This window comes from Meridianimaribacter flavus (assembly GCF_004366715.1).
Taxonomy (GTDB): domain Bacteria; phylum Bacteroidota; class Bacteroidia; order Flavobacteriales; family Flavobacteriaceae; genus Gaetbulibacter_B; species Gaetbulibacter_B jejuensis.
The window spans coordinates 184544-202226 of record NZ_SOQZ01000004.1; the positions used below are offsets into that span (position 1 = coordinate 184544).

The window sequence follows — 17683 nt, forward strand, 5'->3', positions numbered from 1 at the left end:
TATAAATCCCGAACGTTCTAAATTATAATTTAGCACGACGCATAACTGTTTATACTTCAATTTTGCAGTATCAAATAATCAATTAAAAACGAACAGTTATGACAACTTTACACAAACTTTTAATGGCATTTATAATTGCAATTTTAATGCTTTTCACATCATGTTCAACCGATGATGACAACAACACAGCTTCCATTAATTACACAACTGCTGAAAATTTATTAACCGACATCAACTTTCAAGGTTATGCTATTATCACAAAAAATGGAAACGATTTGGTACGACAAGGTTTTGGCTTAGCCAATGAAAACACAGCACTTCCTCAAGATTACGAAATAGCATATCGTATTGGTTCGGTGTCTAAAACGCTTACAGCAGCAGCAATTATTCAGCTAAAACGCGATGGTTATATTTCTAATTATAATCAAACTTTAGATGAATTTGATCCTGAATTTCCAAACGGAAATCAAATTAATATTGCTCAACTGTTATCGCATCAATCCGGTATTCCAGACTATCAATTTGTGGTTGAAGACGCTACAGAACAAGGTTACTTTTTTGATGAAGAAGACATCTATGAAGTGATTATGGAACTCATTTCCGAAAACGGACTCAATTTCACACCTGGCGCAGGAAAACAATACAGTAACTCTAACTACCTTATCGCTGCGTTGTTGGTTGAAGAACTTACAGATATGTCTTACCACGAGTACATTCAGCAGAACATTTTCAATCCTTTGCAAATGACAAACACGTACAGAGGTACAGATCATATTAACTCAACCACACATGCAGAAGGCTATAACAATGGTAATGTAAACAGTGTTTACCCAATGAATTTAGCGTTTGGCGCTGGTGATTTTAGCAGCTCACCAAAAGATATGGAAACGTGGACAAATGCGGTAAAAACAAACTGGTTTACAACTGCTGAAAAAGATGAAATATTCGCCAAAGATGTACCAAGTGGTTATGTAGATTTTGGTTTAGGTTGGTTTACCACACAAGAAGGCAATACAACACTTTACTGGCATGGTGGCGATATAGACGGTTATTGGAGCATGATTGGTTTTGTACCAGAACACAACGCTACCATTGTGCTATTAAGCAATCAGCAAGACGATTCTGGTGAACAACGCAATACCATAATTCAGCAACTGTTAACTAATGAATTTAATTAAGGTTCAATCTTAAACATCACACAAAATGCAACATACCAACATACTATTAGCAGGTGCTACAGGCTATTTAGGCAAGCATTTATTAAGGGTTTTAATAGAAAAACAAAACCAGGTGGTTGCTATTGTCCGTAAGCCAAATCAGATAGATAATCCTAATGAAAATTTTCTGGAAATTAAGCAGGCTGAAGTCACCAAACCCGAAACTTTAAGAGATATTTGTAAAGGGATAGATACGGTTATTTCAACCGTTGGTATTACGAGACAGAAGGATGGTTTAACCTATATGGATGTCGATTATCAAGCGAATATGAATTTACTTGCTGAAGCTAAAAAGTCTGGTGTAAATCACTTTGTTTATGTGTCTGCTATTAATGGCGATAAACATCGACATTTGAAAATTTTTGAAGCCAAAGAAAAGTTTGTTGATGCTTTAAAAACATCAGGATTAAATTATACCATTATTAGACCTAACGGTTTTTTCTCAGATATGAAAGATTTTCTGCAAATGGCTAAATCGGGTCGTGTGTATTTATTTGGATCAGGAAATCAAAAATTCAACCCAATTCATGGAGAGGATTTAGCAAAAGCTATTGTCGATAACTTAGAAGATTACAATAACGAATTAACCGTTGGAGGTCCTGATATATTAAGCTTAAATGATATTAGTAAACTCGCACTGACTTCATTAAACAAGCCAATAAAAATAACGCATTTACCAGATTGGATAAGACGATTCATCATTTGGACTTTAAGAACATTTACCAGCGTTAAAATCTATGGTCCGATTGAATTTTTCTTAACGTTAATGGCAGACGATAATGTGGCGCCTACCTATGGAAAATATCATTTAAAAGACTATTTTAGAGAAGAAGCTAAAACGCTATAAATTATGAATATTCCAGATCCAAATACCGTTTTCCCGTTAGCCAATTACAATAAGCTTTGTTTTTTGAAAAACTACATTAAAAATCCGAACATTGAGGTTGGTGATTACACCTATTACGACGATTTTGAAACGGTTTCAAATTTTGAAAAAAATGTAAAGTATCATTTTGATTTTATTGATGATAAACTCATCATTGGAAAGTTTTGCATGATTGCTTCTGGTGCAACCTTTATTATGAATGGTGGTAATCATTTAACCGAAGCCACATCTGCTTACCCTTTTGCCATTTTTGGTGGTGCATGGCAACATGCTATGGATGACAAAACCTATCCAACCAAAGGGAATACTATAATTGGGAATGATGTGTGGATTGGTCACGACGCTACCATTATGCCTGGTGTAACCATTGGTGATGGAGCAATAATAGCCACAAAAGCAGTTGTTACAAAAAGTGTAGAACCCTATACTATTGTAGGTGGTAATCCTGCTAAACCTATTAAAAAACGTTTTTCAGAAGACACCATTTCTAAATTATTAGAACTTAAATGGTGGGATTGGGAGATTGAAAAAATCACTAAAAATGTAAATAAACTTACTTCCCATCCCGAGGAGTTGTTATAAATAAACCCTAAGAACTAATAAAAGGCTTAATAGTAAAACTGTTAAGTCTTTTTCTATTCATGTAAAAATTAAGGATTAGTACTAAATATCAAAAAGGTACCGAATCATAATTCAGAACGATTAGCCTTCACTTCTACTGCATCTTTGTACCATCAAAATTTCAATCAAAAAACGAACAATTTAAACATCAATCACAATGAAAAAATTAGTAATTATCTGCCTGTCACTTTTTACATGTAATGTTTTTGCACAACAGATCTCAGAGTCATCTAACCAAAGTGACAATGAATTAAAATACAGAGTGAGCTTTCCTGCTATTATCTTATCCAATATAGGTGACGGAGGAAAAAGAACCAACACGCAACACATTGAATTACATCTAAAACGTGAGCTTGACGCCAAAAACATTGTTGGTGTAAAATTTGCCACTTGGCGTTTGTTTCAACCTATGGGAATTCAATGGTGGGATGGACTTACAGATAAAATAGATTCTGAAACCGAATTTTATCCTGGTTATTTACGTGAAACCGGTATTGGTATCTCTTATCAACGTATGCTTTGGAAAGGGTTGTTTGCTTCAGTTGAAGTTTTACCATTATACAAAACCTATTTAGACCTTGATGACAAAAAAACAGCCAACGGTTTTAAACTTTACAATTCGTATCATATTGGTTATCATTTTGCTTTTGGTAAAAAGAAACAGTTTTTTATAGAACCACAATTTCATTGTAATGTTTGGCATTTTGACACCAATACGCCAGATTCATTTAAACAACTCGACAACAAATGGGATTCTTATTTCCTATTTGAACCCAACCTTTATATCGGTATAAAATTTTAACTTATAAGACTATCTTAAAACTCAAAAACTAACATTATGAAACATCTGTTTCTAGGTTTAATATTTTTAGTTGGATTATCAGCTATTGCTCAGCAAACAACAGAAACAACAATTAAACAACGCTTTAAAACTGAGTTAGAAAAGGAAAACATAAAAAGCGGTTTACTACATGTTTATTCTGAATCTCGTGGTATCGATATTCAGTTAGCTGAAAGTAAAGAGGATTCTATTTCAATAGATTACCCATTTTACACAGCTAGCATTACCAAGATGTTCACCGCAACAGCAATTGGTATTTTAAAGGATCAGAATAAATTAAATTTTGAAGACAAAATCGCTCAATACTTACCAGATTCACTGGTGAATAACCTTCATGTTTTGAATGGTAAAGACTATTCAAAAGATTTAACCATTGCTCATTTATTACAACACACCTCTGGCTTACCTGATTATTTTACAGACAAAACTAACGACGGAAGTCCAAATGTCATTAATCAACTATTGATGATTCTGGATAAAACATGGTCTGCAGAAGAATTGATTCAGTTTTCAAAAGAGAAGATGAAACCACACTTTATTCCTGGTGAAGGTTATCATTATACAGATACAGAATATGTGCTTTTAGCCTTAATTATTGAAAATGTAAGTGGTTTAACTTTAGATGAGTTTTTTAAGCAGCATATTTTTCAACCTTTAAATATGAATAGTTCTTATGTTAACTTAAAATCGTCTTCTATAGAAAACAAACTTCCAATCGTTAAGTTTTATGCTAGTCAATACGAATTGTCATCACTCAAAAGCTTAAGTGCCGATTGGGGCGGAGGCGGTTTAGTCTCAACTACGCATGATTTAATTGCATTTTTAAAAGCCTTCAATACCGATAAAATTGTAAAGAAAGACACACGTTTAGCCATGCAAAATTGGGTTATTGAAACAAAAGGAATGGAATACGGCTTTGGGATAAGACAAGTGTCTTTAGGTGAATTAACCAATACAGAAAGCGACTTGCAGCTTATTGGTCATTCTGGATCTACAGCTTCCTTCTTATGGTACTGCCCAGAATTAGATACATATATTTCGGGTACTTTTAATCAATTAGAAGTTTCAAAAAATGCTTTACTTTTGGTTATTGATGTACTAAAAGCAGTAAAAAGAAAATAAGTTTCATGAATACATTTCAAAAAAAAACAACCTGTCTTTTAATTCTTTTTGTCTCGATGTTAAGTACAATGTTAGCTCAAACACCAAACAAAATAGATTGGAAAGAAGACTTACAAATTTACAAAGCATCTTTAGAAGACAAACATATAGACCTTTACCATTCTATAACTGAAGAAGAATTTAATGCAGAATGGAGTAAAATTTATGATAGCATTGGTTTATTAAACGATTTTGAAATTACCTTAAAATTAATGCAATTAACAAGGCTTATAAATGATGGGCATACAGCTGTATCACTTCGTAACTATGATATCCACGACTATCCCTTCAAAATAAAACATATAGAAAATCAATGGCGCGTTGTAAAAATTAATAATACTAACAAAAACCTATTAAAATCTACACTTGTAGCTATTGATGGTGTTCCAATAGACGAGGTTATGTCTAAGGTTTCAAAAGTTACTCAATTTGTTGAAAACGAACATTCATTATTAGTTAGAACTGGAAACTATGCAACCATAAGCGAATTGTTATATGCTCTTGGTATTACAAAAAAATCAAACTCAGCAACATTTACTTTTCAAGACATAAACCATCAAAGTATAGATATAAGACTTGACGCTTTAAATCAAACAACTTCAAACTCTGATTCTTTTCAAGAACTTGTTATTGGCATTCCTGAAATCATTAAGCCTGAAAACCTCTCTTTTGAGTATTTATGGTATGCTCCTATTCAAAACACAAATGCGGTTTATATCCGATTTGATAGTTATCCTTCTTTTGAAAAAATGCAACGTTTTAGCGAAGAACTGTTAGGCTTTATTTCTAAAAATAAAATTGAAAAAATTGTAATTGACATGCGCAATAATGGTGGTGGCGATTTGTATGTTGGCATAGCACTAGCTTATGCTCTAAATTTGTCTGATACTGTAGATTGGAAACAAGGCGTTTATGTTATGACTGACGCTGTAACATTTTCAGCAGGAACTAGTAATTCTGCTCTTTTTAAACAGTTACTAAATGCAAAAATAATTGGACAACCAACAGGTTCCAACCCAACTGGTTATCAAGACATGGATCAGTTTGAATTACCAAATTCTAAACTTGTTATTACCTATTCTAAACGAAGATTCAATTTATCAGAAACGGTAACCCAAGGTATTTATCCAGATGTAATATTAAATTACAATTGGAAAGACTATAAAAATGGTTTAGACACTATGCTGCTATGGGTTATAAAAGACATTAAAAAGAAGGAATAGTTATACCTTATCCTTATAAAATATATAAATCCAAATAGACCTCGACAATTTAAAGTTAATGGTTCCTAATAAAACAGCTATTGTAGCAATAATAGCAAAAACTCGTAAAGGTGATAAATCAATAAAATACCAGAACACCACAAGACTCGCAATCATTTGCGCTACTGCAAGTCCGTAACTCACAAACATAGCTCCAAAAAAGAAACCAGTTTCGCGCTCAAACTTATAGTTACAAACAGGACATTTATCATTCATTTTAGGAATATTTAACAATAAGAGATTACCTCTATTATTAAAAATTTTACCGTTTTTACATTTAGGACATTTACAAGTCAACGCAGCAATAACATTACGCATAAGCAACTATTTTATTAGCAACAAAAGTAAAACCTCTAATCCTTTTTACATATATAGAATTTACACTATTATTTGTACTTTTAGGACATATTATGCAACTTCCTGTTTTAAATATTAGTCAGTTTAAAGAATCGGCACCTCTTAATGAAGTGTATATCAATTCATTTTCAAAACATATACAGCGTAATAAAGATTTAATAAGTAAACCACACAGTCATAATTTCTATCTGTGTGTACTATTTACCAAAGGTACTGGTACCCATGAAATAGATTTTGATTCTTATACGATTAATCCAGGTAGAGTGTTTTTTTTAAAACCAGGACAAACTCATTTTTGGAAGTTTAAGACACAACCCGAAGGGTATATCTTTTTTCATTCGCAAGAATTTTATGACCTAAAGTTTTTAAATCATACCCTACATTCATTTCCGTTTTATTACTCCTATCAAAATCCTCCTGTAGTAGATTTAACAAGCCAACAGCTCTCATTACTACAACTTAAGTTTAAAGAGGCTTACACCGAATATATGCAACCTAACCTTTTAAGAGAATTAAAAATAGTAAACTTGTTTAGTGACATTTATATTGAACTCACTAGAGCATATACCACTAATATTAATTTAGAAAAGCTTAAAACATCTCAATATTCGCAAATATTAGAGAAGCTAGAGCATTTAATAAACAACCATTTCCTTAAAGAAAAACTACCAAAGTTTTACGCACAAGAACTTAATATAACTACCAAGCATCTTAATAGAGTGGTTCAAAAAACCATTAACAAAACTACAAGTCAGCTTATCTCAGAGCGAGTCATTTTAGAAGCCAAACGATTAATTGTGCATTCTCATGATAACTTAGCTACAATTGCTTATCAGCTCGAGTTTTCAGACTATGCCTATTTTTCAAAAGTATTTAAATCCAAAACCGGACTAACTCCTTTAGAGTTTAGAAAAAATTATAACTAACAAACAGATTAACCTTTTAATAAACCATACAGAATTATATATAACAACGTAGATTTAAACAAGACAAACGTAGATTTGGAAAACTAACTCTTTTAGTATTTGCTCAACTTTGTATTATAATTTAAAAACACAGTAACATGAAACAAAAAACAGCAATTATTACAGGAGGCAGTAGAGGTTTGGGACGCGACATGGCTCTTAATTTGGCACAAGATGGAGTCAACATCATTTTTTCATATCACAGTAACCAAAATAAAGCCAACGAAGTTATTTCTGAAATTGAAGCTATGGGTCAAAAAGCAGCAGCATTTCCTTTTGATGCCAACAACCCTAAAAGCGGACAAGATTTCATTAATAAAGCAACCAACTATTTACAACAAGAAAATGGAAGCAAAAACTTTGATTTTTTGGTTAACAATGCAGGTACTGGAATGTTTAACTTAGTGTCTGACACTACTGAAGTTCAATTTGACGAAATGATGAACATACATCTAAAAAGCGTCTATTTTTTAACACAAGCAGCTTTACCATATCTCAATGAAGGCGGAAGAATCATTAATATATCAAGTGGTTTGGCACGTTTTAGCTTACCAGGAATGTCTGCCTATGCTATGATGAAAGGTGGAATTGAGGTCTTTACACGTTACTTAGCTAAGGAACTAGGTAAACGTAACATCACAGCCAATGTGATTGCTCCTGGAGCCATCGCAACCGATTTTGCTGGAGGCAGCAACAAAGACAAAGAAAAAGCAGACTTAATCTCTAGCATTACAGCACTTGGTCGTGTAGGTAAAGCCGAAGATATTGGAGGAACCGTCGCTTTCCTTTGCTCTAAAAAAGCAGGTTGGATTAACGGACAGCGTATTGAAGTATCTGGTGGTATGTTGGTGTAAAATCTTTTCTTAATTTTATAGCTAATGAAAGACTTAAAACACTTTAAAAAGGTAAGTGATTACCATAAACAAGCCAATATAGCTGCACCTGAACATCCATTAATTAGTTTGGTGGATTACAGTCAGGTGCAGTATCCTTCAATTATTGAATCTCTAAAATGGAAACAAGATTATTACACTATTGGCTTAAAACGCAATGTGCCTTACAAGTTCTTTTATGGTCAACAAGAATATGATTTTGATGAAGGTGTGATGACTTTCATTGCACCTAATCAAATTATGAGCTTAGGAGAAAATCCTAACATTAAAACCAACATACCTTCGGGTTGGCTCCTATTGGTACATCCTGATTTTTTATGGAACTCGTCCTTAGCAAAAACCATAAAGCAATATGAGTTTTTTGGATACACCGTAAACGAAGCATTATTCCTTTCAGAAAAGGAAGAACAAATGATGTTAAATATTTTAATGCAAATTCAAGGAGAATACCAATCTAACATAGATAAATTCAGTCAGAAAATCATAATTGCGCAAATAGAACTACTCCTCAATTATGCTGAACGTTTTTATGAAAGACAATTTATTACCCGAAACATTACTAATCATCAAGTATTAAGTCAACTAGAAAAGGTACTTGCAGAATATTTCACTAAAAACCAAACAATTGAAAACGGCATACCTACCGTACAAGATGTTGCAGACCGCTTAAACTTATCGCCTAACTATTTAAGCAGCATGCTCAAATCCTTAACAGGACAAAGCACACAACAACATATTCATAATACAATTATAGAAAAAGCTAAAGAGCAATTGGCAACACCGCTACTCTCTATTAGTGAAATAGCCTACAACTTAGGCTTTGAACATCCAGCTTCATTTACCAAGCTTTTTAAAAATAAAACAGACATGTCTCCTTCAGAATTTAGAAAGACGTATAATTAATAACTAGAGTAAATAGCAATCAAATATTTACTTAAATAACTATTCTTAAAAAGATGCTTCTATAGCTTTTCTTTTTGGTTTCTAGTCATCATTATTTGTTAACATCCATAAACAATTGATCAACTTTAGACCTCAACGCATCATTTGGTAGCACTTTGTAAAATTCCTCAAGTAAGTCTAAAGACGTTGGTTTTTTTGGATATTTATTATTAGCTAAAAAACTTCTTAGCGCTTGATTGACTTTGTCTTCACCAATCAATTCAGATAATTCTACCATAGCAATCGCACCTTTTGAGTAAGCTATATGTGTAGCTCCATAAGGCACTTTGTACAACGGTGGATTTCCGTAAAGTCCTTTTTCATTATCATAAATTTGTTGATGAATTTGCACACGTTGCATCATAGGCTCTTTACCATACAGTTTTTTGTAAATCATCATTTCGGTATACATGGCTAAAGATTCTGTAAGCATGGACGCTCCTTCCCTTTCATCTGGGTTTATTTGGCTATTTCCCCACCAAATATGAGCCAACTCATGACCTGCCAATTCATTGATAACATCTTTACTTGGATCACTATCGATATTAGCATGGAAAATCATGTTTTCGATCATAAAAATGGTAGCAGGATATGCTGTAGCTGCGAATCCGCTTGTAAAAGAAGACACCTCAACAAAGCTTATTTTTTCATATGGGTAAACATTAAAATTATCGATGCAATAATCTAAACTTAAAACCGCATTTTTCAGTAGTCGGTTTACATTTTCAAAATGCCTGTCATGATAAAGCACTTCAATCTCAATATTACGATGCTTGATAGATTGCTTTTGGTATTTAGCGGAAGCTACTGCAAATCGAAATGGAATACCATCGGCTTTATATTTCGTATATGTCCGATCGTTTTCAGACCACGTTTTAACGACATCACCTATTCCCATAGGTGTTTGATTGTTTTCTGTAGACACCATCATATTTAAATCGATAAAGTCATTTTTGAAAACTTCTGGTGCTTCAAGTTTCTTTAAAGTTGTTGGATTACCAAGTTCGTAGGCTTCTCGTTTTTGCTCATCCTCTATCTCTTTATCTGGCTGATATCCCAATGAAGGATAATAATTACTAATACGCATAAACGAACCATTATTAACGATAGCATTAAACGATTGATGTCCATTGACAGCATGCCATTTGTATGATAAATTAAATTCTAGAATCGCTGTGTCACTTGGCAATAAAGGTTTGTTAAGCTTGATTTCTGACACATGCTTATCGATTGAAATCTCTTCATTCTTTATTTGTAGTGTTGCGTTCTCTAATTTTAAATCAGAATGAAAATTGAGTAAAATCTTATTTATGGATTCATCTGACAAATTTTGAAGTCTATACTTGCCTTGGATTGTATATGCATTTTCAGAAGGATGCAAATCTATTTTTGTGTCTACATCTGTAATTGTAGGCTGAGATATGTTTTCATAATGACGGTAATTTTTTTCATAATTAATAGCTTCAATAAGTTGAGCATCTTCGCTTTTTGGTAAATAACCATTCATAAAATTGAATCCAGTAAAAACGCTCAATCCAAAGAAAATAATGACAATAAATGATTTGATTTTTGACCATTGGTTTGATTTCAAATATGAATTAAAAATCCACAACAATCCTAAAAGGCATATTCCAAAAAGCAATCTATTTGAAAAGGCTGACAGGTAAGCGCCATAACCATTTAGGTCACTAAACACACCCTTAAACCCTGAAAAAACATGTAATAATGGATAAGGCAACAACATCTTTATTAATGGTGTTGTAAACACTAAAACCGCTAAGATTGAAACACCTAAGGCTACATATTTACTCTTGATTATACTATTGATGAGAAGTAACAATGTACCAAAAAGGAAAAGCGGAATAGTATTGAATATGATGACTCCAAAATAAGCCAACCAATCAATTTGGGTATATCCATAACCGATTTGAAACACTAATGCTAATACTATGAGCAGTGTAGTTAAGAATACTAACAACGCAGCCAATGACATTAAATGACCTTTCAGTTTTGCTTTTGAAAAAAATGCACTGTCTTCTATTAAGTAAAAATTTGCTGAACTACTTCGCCAATACATGTCATTAATAAAATACACTAAAACGAATGCACCCAACAAGTGAAAACTTTGAGAAATAGCAGTCGCCAAAAGTCCAGAACTGGCATAATAATTTGGCAAACGTATGCCTTTATCGATATCTGAATACATTTCCATACCAACGAAGAACACCAATAGCATAGAAACGGCAACTATAGTTACGCTTTTAAACAGGTAAATTAAATCAACTTTCGCAAAGGAAATGATTGCGTTCAATTCAGACTTAAAACCAAAATCAAGAGCAGGCGTTTTGACTTCTGTTAATCTTACAATTGCTACTTTAACGTTAAGTTTTTTGCGCTTCAATACCTTTTTACTTGTCGCTTTATTGAACACATAAAAACGATAAGAAATCGCCAAAAACAGCATTGACAACACCGCATAAACGATACGATTGATAGCCAAAAAGCCTTTTAATGGCACGATGAACTGATTTTTTTCAGAAACACTTAAGTCTCTAGCTTCAAAGAAATAGGCAGATGTTCCAAAAGGGTCTAACAAAGATGATAGTTGTTGTACTTCAATAGATTGCGGAATGCTTCCTGCCATAAATGGCGAATTAGAAAACACCAATAACACCATATAAAGCACATACAGAAGTAAACCTCCAATGACCACTAATAACTTCTTACGTGTTGTATAAGCAATCATAAACAAGACACTACAAACGAAAAAGCAGTTTAAAACCCCGAAAATTAAAAAGGGATAGAGATACGACCAAAGACTAAACCCTAACTGCATTTCGCTTCCTGTTCGTATGTTTTGACCAATGACGAAACCAATAATTAAGATTGAAAAGCTTAAGAAAGTTTTTAATGTAAATCCTGAAAACTTCCCTATTAAATAGGTTTTAAGGGAAACAGGATATGAGAATAACATGATATCAAATTTTGTATCCCATTCCTTAAACAGAATCTCTAAAGCGAATAAAATAGCCAAAAATATCATGGACAGACTCAACAAAGCCATCATAAACCCAATGGTGTATGGTGAATTTAGATAAATACCTTCACCAGCAGTTAGGTTAAATTTGTAACCACAAAACCATCCTACAACCAGTAATATTACGCTTGTTAACCCTAAAACATAACGATTTCCGCTATGCTTTAATTGAAATTGAAGTATAGCATTCATAATTAACTGTTTTGAGAAAGCACATTAAAGTAAACATGCTCTAATATTGGATTAACTGGTGAAAACCCTTCAGGTTGTGAAGGTGCAACTACTGTAATTTGAAGTTGGCGTTCTATAAGCTGTTGACTGATAACATTGAGATTAGATTGGTACATTTCCAACTCAGCATTTTCAATACTTTTTGACCAGATTTTACCTTCTAATTCTGTGATTAATTCTTTAGGCTTTCCTGTTTTAAGAATTTGACCTCTGTTCATTACAGTCATTTCAGAACACAAGTTTTTCACGTCTTCAACCAAATGAGTAGATAAAATCACAACAACCTCACTACTAATATCACTTAAAAGCGTATTAAACCGATTACGTTCTTCTGGATCCAGTCCTGCTGTTGGCTCATCTACAATGATGATTTTTGGATCGCCAAGTAAAGCTTGAGCAACTCCAAAGCGTTGTTTCATACCACCAGAAAACGTATGCACCTCTTTATCTCTAAAATCCCAAAGGTTCACTTTTTCTAACAAATATTGAATCTGTTTTTGACGTTCAGTTTTGTTATTAATCCCTTTCAAAATGGCTATATGATTTAATAAATCATAAGTATTTACTTTAGGGTAAACTCCAAAATCCTGTGGTAAGAAGCCTAGATTTTTTTTAATATAATCTGCATCTTCTACAACATTAATATCATTAAAGGTAATTGATCCTGAAGTTGGTTTTTGTAAACCTACAATGGTTTTCATTAAAGACGATTTTCCAGCTCCATTAGGACCTAACAAACCAAACATCCCATTCTTTATTTCTAGGGAAATTCCGTTAATGGCATTATAACCATTTTTATAAGTTAGATTTAGGTTGTCGATTTTTAATGTATTCATAATGTTCATTTTTGATTGATTATTAATTGCTTTAGTTTTTACGCAATTTTTCTATTTCCTTTTGCAAATCATCTTCTTGTCCAAGTTTATATCGTTTTGAAACTTCAACTCCGAGGAGATAAGTGTCGATCGCTTTTTCCTTTTGGTTGGTCTTTTCATATAATTTTGCCAATTGCGTCAATAATCCAATGTACATTGGATAGGCTTCTGAGGCTTTTTTTAGTACAGTTATAGCTTCTAAGTCATTCTCTTTATTGACCAGAACCGAAACAAGATTAAAATAATCTTCAGCAGGTCGTCTTGCCATATTGCCATACTTGGTTTTCAATTGTTCTTCAGCATCTAAAAAGCTATTATCACTAAAATTACTGATTAAGTCTTCATTTAGTTTTAAATCAGAAAACAAAAACTTTAAACCATTGTAGCTCAACAGTAATCTAGATGCCATATGACCTTCATCACCTACCTCTTCATGAAGCCATCTAAAGTTTTTTGGTTGGTATTGTTTTACAACATCAACATACCTGATCAACTCTTGTTGCATTCCCCAACCGTCTCCACCACCAATTCCGAAGTAGACTGTTTTGTTTAGTATCCTATTGGATTTGAAGAAGGTTTTTGCCTTTTCAGTCATTTCTTCTTTATTCCACCAAAGTGCTGGTGATTGAATAATAAACGCATCAAAAAGTTCTGGGTTTTCCATGAGCGTGTAAACGCTAAACAAACCTCCAAAAGAATGACCTTCTAAAATACGATAAGGATGTGTTCGATAATTGTTATCTACAAAAGGAATCAACTCTTCACTTAAAAACTCTAGAAATTTTGGTGCACCTCCACTCAGTGGTATTCCTGAATTTCCAGTGCTTCCTTGTAAATCCTCTCCAGCTTTTGAAGGAGTAAAATCTCTATTTCTGTCTAAACTTTCTATACCAACCACAATTATAGGTGGAATTAATCCCGACTCGGTTAACAGCTCAACAGTACCAACTGTGTGTTTTATGTTTTGCAAACCATCTAAGACATATAGCACTGGATATTCTGCTTGGTTATCATGATAGCCTACAGGTAAAGAAATAATTACAGGGCGTTCTTCCTTTAAAATATCAGACTGAATTTTGTGTTGAGTTCCTAAACCCAACAATTGATAATCTTCAGTCATTTCTATTTTATTAGCTAACTGTGCGTTTGATTGATGACAAGACAAAACCACAATGGTAATAAGTATAATATGCTTAATTAATTTAGCTTTCACAATGCTAATTCTTTTAAATTCTTATAGGATTTTGTTGTTCCCTTTGTAATCATATAAAATGTTAATCCTACCTCACCAAGAGCAGCTGCAACTCCAACTATTAATGCGGTATAACCTTCATAACCTGGAACATTAAAATTTCCAAAAGTTTCAATAAGATAACCAGCTGCAGCACCTAACAACAAACCGCCAAATAGTTTTGGAAACACATTGGATTTGTATATAAGCATAGCCAGTAACAAGCAATGAATACCAAAAAATCCACCAGCAATTAAGTATCCGTAATGATGCGCTTCCATCAATAGACTGCTCATTTCCTGAGCTTGTGCTTCACTAAATGCGCTTGACATTCCGCTTGTTCCAAGCACCTTCAAAGCCATGTAGTGATTCAATAAATTTAAACTCCCTATCGCTGGATGTGCGATAAGTCTAAAGGCCGAAGACACCATGGCTAAAGTTTTATTGAAAGGTTTAAAAATCTGATACAAGAATACCGAAATGACAACATCTAAAAGGAATGCTATTAAATCTGTTGTTAAACCTAATTGAAACAAACCTTTATTTTGAAGTATATTATTTGCGGTTTGTACAGCATTACCTGGCACAATAAGAGTTCCTCTAACATACCCTTGACTAAAACCAGCACAAATTATAACCAACAAGTAAAGTAATCCTGTGAGTCTAATCTGTTTTATACTCGCTAACGCTTTTACACTTTTCATGATTTCGACGTTTTGATTTATAAGCAAAATTCAGAAATAGGCACTTGTTTTTATTGACTGTTAGTGCCAAAGATTTGATAATTTGGGACAACGCACTTGTATACGTTTATGTCACGCAGTAATTAGTTCAACTCTTTCAATAATTTCTCTGATTCTTCTTTCATCAAATCTTTAGAAATCAAATCGTTTGCAATGCGTCTTGCTTTATCTTTCTCGCCTAACGACACATAGGTTTTGGCTAATAAATACTGTAGATTTTCATTAAAAAAGTGAGGTGACGTCAATTCTACTAATGCAATACCTTTCTTCAATTCCTCATTATTTTCAGTCGATGCTAAAATCTTGTAATAACCATACGCAGCTACTAATGGTAAATCGTAATTAGCATTATTCTTAGCGAGTTCTTCTTCAGCCCAAGCTATAGTTTTGGTGTTATCCAACACCTCCTGAATTAAATAAGCACTCCTTTCGTCATTATAAAATTCCCTTTTTACAGGCGTAAGCCCTAAAGATTCCACAACAGCTTCTGCTGATTTTGTTGTTGAAAAAGGATTTTGACCTGTTACAAATTTTCCTGAAACAACAACTTTTGAAAGCATAAAATCGGTTTGTTTAAAAATAGCTCCTCTGGATTCTAATTTGGTTTCTAAACTAAATGGAAACTCCTTTACCCATTTTTTTCCAAAAAGTTCTTCTTCTACGTTACAAAAGCTAGTTAATTCTACACCATTTATAATGTAATCTTTATCATCAACCACATTTACAAAAGCTGCTGGACCGTGACACACAGATGAAATAACAGTATGTTCTCTTTTGTATAAATTCAATATAATTTCCTGAAGAGAAGGGTCGAAAGGCAAATCAAACATAGCACCTTTACCTCCAACAATATAAATAGCATCGTAGTCATCGGCATTTATGTTTGCCGTAGCTATGGTGTTGTCTAATAAGCTTAAAGCCTGTTTGTCTTCCAATAGAGTTTTGTTGTATAACTTTTCACTGTTATACTTATCAGGTTCTGCTTTGCCGCCTTTTGGACTAGCAATATCAATAGATAAATTATTGTTTTTAAAAATTAAATACGCTTGAGAGAATTCATCAAACTCATAACCTGGTCTTACAGATCCCATATCTTTTCCATAACTGCTTACCACCATCAAAACCTTTTTCTTGGTATTTTTTGTTTGAGAAAGTAGGATGATTGGTAAAAAAAGAACGATACATAAAATAGTTTTTTTCATTTTTTGATTGTTTTGATTGAATAAAGAACACGAATGAAAAGCAAATTTGTTACTTCAAACGTTTTTTGTTCAATGACAAATGTCAAACAATCTATGTTTTATGTATTGACCTTTTAAGCCAAAAAATTGATTATTGAGGACAGTATAATTGGCTACAGGTTTTTGCGATATTCATTAGGCGCTTGACCTGTCCATCTTTTAAACGCTCTATTAAAAGCGCTTTGTTCAGAAAAGCCTGTTAAAAAGGCAATTTCACCAACCGATTGTGATGAATTGGAAAGTAATTGAGTAGCTGTTTCGTGTTGATTTTTTTGAATAAGTTCTCTAAAAGACAGATTTCTATCTGCTAATCTTCGTTTTAAGGTTCTTGCACTCATACCCAAATAGTCACCAACCTGTGAAATACTTGGTATACCACTAGACATGGATTCTTTTAGTAGCTTATTGATTTTAGAAGTGAGCACATCTTCTTGTTCGCTTAATTTTGATTTTTCCTGCTCCATACGTTCTAGCAGAAATTGATGAATAAATTTATCGGCTTTTATTGTTGATACCTCTAGTGTGTTAGAGTTAAAAATCAAAGTATTTTCAATTGCATTAAAGTTTACAGGACAGTCAAAATATTCAGAAAAATAATCACTATCAGAAAATGAGTGCTTAAAATTAACCTCAATAGGCTTAATGTTTTTACCTGTTACTTCATTTAAAATTCCAACCAACATCACAAAAGAGGCTTCATTAGCTGTTTTTATACCAGTTCTATAAACCTCTCTGTTTAAAACAAGTTTAGTTTTATCTTCACATACTTCCAGCTCCATACTGCCATCATCAGTAACCAGAACCATGTAACGTTTTACATTGTTTAACACGTCGATAGCTTTTAAGCATGTTTTCCAAGATAAACCTAACGTTCCATAATCTGTAGTATCTAGTTGCTTGCCTTGTCGTAATCCAAAACCTGCTTGTAGCTTATCTGCTGCTAGCTCATACACTTCTAGCAACAATTCCATTGGCACACGCTTATTCTCTACTTTATAATCTATGTAGTAGTTAAGATGCTCTTTAGTTAAACCTTCGGATAAGGCAAGTTGAATAGCTTTGTTATATATTGTTGAAAAAACAACTGCCATAAAAGACACTAGGTTTTTAATGACTTTAAACTACTTTATTTAAGGACATTGACAGTCCTTTATGAGTGTCTAAATATCAAAAATTGAAA

The 17683-nt window shown here is 33.1% G+C and carries 16 protein-coding genes; 9 read left to right on the top strand and 7 right to left on the bottom strand.

Annotated elements, in window-relative coordinates:
* Window positions 1-98 precede the first annotated feature (98 nt).
* The 6 genes from A8975_RS09855 to A8975_RS09880 all read left to right on the top strand — a co-directional run bounded on the left by A8975_RS09855 (window position 99) and on the right by A8975_RS09880 (window position 5949).
* Window positions 99-1178 (top strand): serine hydrolase domain-containing protein, encoded by a 1080-nt coding sequence (locus A8975_RS09855; RefSeq protein ID WP_134200186.1) that lies wholly within the window; start codon window positions 99-101, stop codon window positions 1176-1178.
* A 25-nt stretch (window positions 1179-1203) separates the two neighbouring features.
* Entirely contained in the window at window positions 1204-2064 is an 861-nt protein-coding gene (locus tag A8975_RS09860; RefSeq protein ID WP_134200188.1) for an SDR family oxidoreductase, read from the top strand.
* Window positions 2065-2067: 3 nt separating this feature from the next.
* Window positions 2068-2685, top strand: coding sequence for a CatB-related O-acetyltransferase (locus tag A8975_RS09865; RefSeq protein ID WP_134200190.1), 618 nt, complete (start codon window positions 2068-2070; stop codon window positions 2683-2685).
* A gap of 196 nt (window positions 2686-2881) precedes the next feature.
* The gene (locus A8975_RS09870) at window positions 2882-3526 is read left to right on the top strand and encodes a hypothetical protein (RefSeq protein ID WP_134200192.1); all 645 of its coding nucleotides are present in this window, start codon (window positions 2882-2884) and stop codon (window positions 3524-3526) included.
* Window positions 3527-3562: 36 nt separating this feature from the next.
* The gene (locus A8975_RS09875) at window positions 3563-4687 is read left to right on the top strand and encodes a serine hydrolase domain-containing protein (protein WP_134200194.1); all 1125 of its coding nucleotides are present in this window, start codon (window positions 3563-3565) and stop codon (window positions 4685-4687) included.
* A gap of 5 nt (window positions 4688-4692) precedes the next feature.
* Window positions 4693-5949, top strand: coding sequence for a S41 family peptidase (locus A8975_RS09880; RefSeq protein ID WP_243832973.1), 1257 nt, complete (start codon window positions 4693-4695; stop codon window positions 5947-5949).
* On the opposite strand, the gene A8975_RS09885 is transcribed toward A8975_RS09880, so the two are convergent.
* Complete coding sequence (locus A8975_RS09885) at window positions 5950-6204, bottom strand: DUF983 domain-containing protein (protein WP_243832974.1); 255 nt, start codon at window positions 6202-6204, stop codon at window positions 5950-5952.
* Between the two features lie 194 nt (window positions 6205-6398).
* Between A8975_RS09885 and A8975_RS09890 the strand changes: the two genes are divergently transcribed.
* The 3 genes from A8975_RS09890 (at window position 6399) to A8975_RS09900 (ending at window position 9106) form a co-directional block, all read left to right on the top strand.
* Window positions 6399-7271, top strand: a complete 873-nt coding sequence (locus A8975_RS09890; protein ID WP_134200196.1) for a helix-turn-helix domain-containing protein — start codon at window positions 6399-6401, stop codon at window positions 7269-7271.
* Window positions 7272-7408: 137 nt separating this feature from the next.
* A complete protein-coding gene (locus A8975_RS09895) occupies window positions 7409-8164 on the top strand; it encodes an SDR family NAD(P)-dependent oxidoreductase (RefSeq protein ID WP_134200198.1) in 756 nt (251 codons plus the stop codon).
* A 24-nt stretch (window positions 8165-8188) separates the two neighbouring features.
* Window positions 8189-9106, top strand: coding sequence for a helix-turn-helix domain-containing protein (locus A8975_RS09900; RefSeq protein WP_134200200.1), 918 nt, complete (start codon window positions 8189-8191; stop codon window positions 9104-9106).
* A gap of 91 nt (window positions 9107-9197) precedes the next feature.
* On the opposite strand, the gene A8975_RS09905 is transcribed toward A8975_RS09900, so the two are convergent.
* The 6 genes from A8975_RS09905 to A8975_RS09930 all read right to left on the bottom strand — a co-directional run bounded on the left by A8975_RS09905 (window position 9198) and on the right by A8975_RS09930 (window position 17594).
* Complete coding sequence (locus tag A8975_RS09905) at window positions 9198-12374, bottom strand: M1 family aminopeptidase (protein ID WP_243832975.1); 3177 nt, start codon at window positions 12372-12374, stop codon at window positions 9198-9200.
* Between the two features lie 2 nt (window positions 12375-12376).
* Window positions 12377-13249 (bottom strand): ABC transporter ATP-binding protein, encoded by an 873-nt coding sequence (locus tag A8975_RS09910; protein ID WP_134200202.1) that lies wholly within the window; start codon window positions 13247-13249, stop codon window positions 12377-12379.
* A gap of 31 nt (window positions 13250-13280) precedes the next feature.
* Window positions 13281-14501, bottom strand: a complete 1221-nt coding sequence (locus tag A8975_RS09915; protein WP_243832976.1) for an alpha/beta hydrolase-fold protein — start codon at window positions 14499-14501, stop codon at window positions 13281-13283.
* A complete protein-coding gene (locus A8975_RS09920) occupies window positions 14498-15223 on the bottom strand; it encodes a DUF4386 domain-containing protein (protein WP_134200204.1) in 726 nt (241 codons plus the stop codon). The genes A8975_RS09915 and A8975_RS09920 overlap by 4 nt, the downstream gene beginning before the upstream one ends.
* Window positions 15224-15345: 122 nt before the next feature.
* A complete protein-coding gene (locus A8975_RS09925; protein WP_134200206.1) occupies window positions 15346-16464 on the bottom strand; it encodes a type 1 glutamine amidotransferase domain-containing protein in 1119 nt (372 codons plus the stop codon).
* Window positions 16465-16616: 152 nt separating this feature from the next.
* Window positions 16617-17594 carry an AraC family transcriptional regulator gene (locus A8975_RS09930; RefSeq protein ID WP_134200208.1) on the bottom strand — a complete coding sequence of 326 codons (978 nt, stop codon included), beginning with the start codon at window positions 17592-17594 and terminating at the stop codon, window positions 16617-16619.
* Between the last annotated feature and the right edge of the window lie 89 nt (window positions 17595-17683).

What these genes read in the sequence shown, in the direction of transcription:
- A8975_RS09925 (WP_134200206.1), bottom strand. Translation starts at nt 16,464, where the DNA reads ATGAAAAAAACTATTTTATGTATCGTTCTTTTTTTACCAATCATCCTA.
- A8975_RS09885 (WP_243832974.1), bottom strand. Translation starts at nt 6,204, where the DNA reads ATGAATGATAAATGTCCTGTTTGTAACTATAAGTTTGAGCGCGAAACT.
- A8975_RS09890 (WP_134200196.1), top strand. Translation starts at nt 6,399, where the DNA reads ATGCAACTTCCTGTTTTAAATATTAGTCAGTTTAAAGAATCGGCACCT.
- A8975_RS09900 (WP_134200200.1), top strand. Translation starts at nt 8,189, where the DNA reads ATGAAAGACTTAAAACACTTTAAAAAGGTAAGTGATTACCATAAACAA.
- A8975_RS09895 (WP_134200198.1), top strand. Translation starts at nt 7,409, where the DNA reads ATGAAACAAAAAACAGCAATTATTACAGGAGGCAGTAGAGGTTTGGGA.
- A8975_RS09880 (WP_243832973.1), top strand. Translation starts at nt 4,693, where the DNA reads ATGAATACATTTCAAAAAAAAACAACCTGTCTTTTAATTCTTTTTGTC.
- A8975_RS09920 (WP_134200204.1), bottom strand. Translation starts at nt 15,223, where the DNA reads ATGAAAAGTGTAAAAGCGTTAGCGAGTATAAAACAGATTAGACTCACA.
- A8975_RS09860 (WP_134200188.1), top strand. Translation starts at nt 1,204, where the DNA reads ATGCAACATACCAACATACTATTAGCAGGTGCTACAGGCTATTTAGGC.
- A8975_RS09855 (WP_134200186.1), top strand. Translation starts at nt 99, where the DNA reads ATGACAACTTTACACAAACTTTTAATGGCATTTATAATTGCAATTTTA.
- A8975_RS09930 (WP_134200208.1), bottom strand. Translation starts at nt 17,594, where the DNA reads ATGGCAGTTGTTTTTTCAACAATATATAACAAAGCTATTCAACTTGCC.
- A8975_RS09910 (WP_134200202.1), bottom strand. Translation starts at nt 13,249, where the DNA reads ATGAATACATTAAAAATCGACAACCTAAATCTAACTTATAAAAATGGT.
- A8975_RS09905 (WP_243832975.1), bottom strand. Translation starts at nt 12,374, where the DNA reads ATGAATGCTATACTTCAATTTCAATTAAAGCATAGCGGAAATCGTTAT.
- A8975_RS09865 (WP_134200190.1), top strand. Translation starts at nt 2,068, where the DNA reads ATGAATATTCCAGATCCAAATACCGTTTTCCCGTTAGCCAATTACAAT.
- A8975_RS09870 (WP_134200192.1), top strand. Translation starts at nt 2,882, where the DNA reads ATGAAAAAATTAGTAATTATCTGCCTGTCACTTTTTACATGTAATGTT.
- A8975_RS09875 (WP_134200194.1), top strand. Translation starts at nt 3,563, where the DNA reads ATGAAACATCTGTTTCTAGGTTTAATATTTTTAGTTGGATTATCAGCT.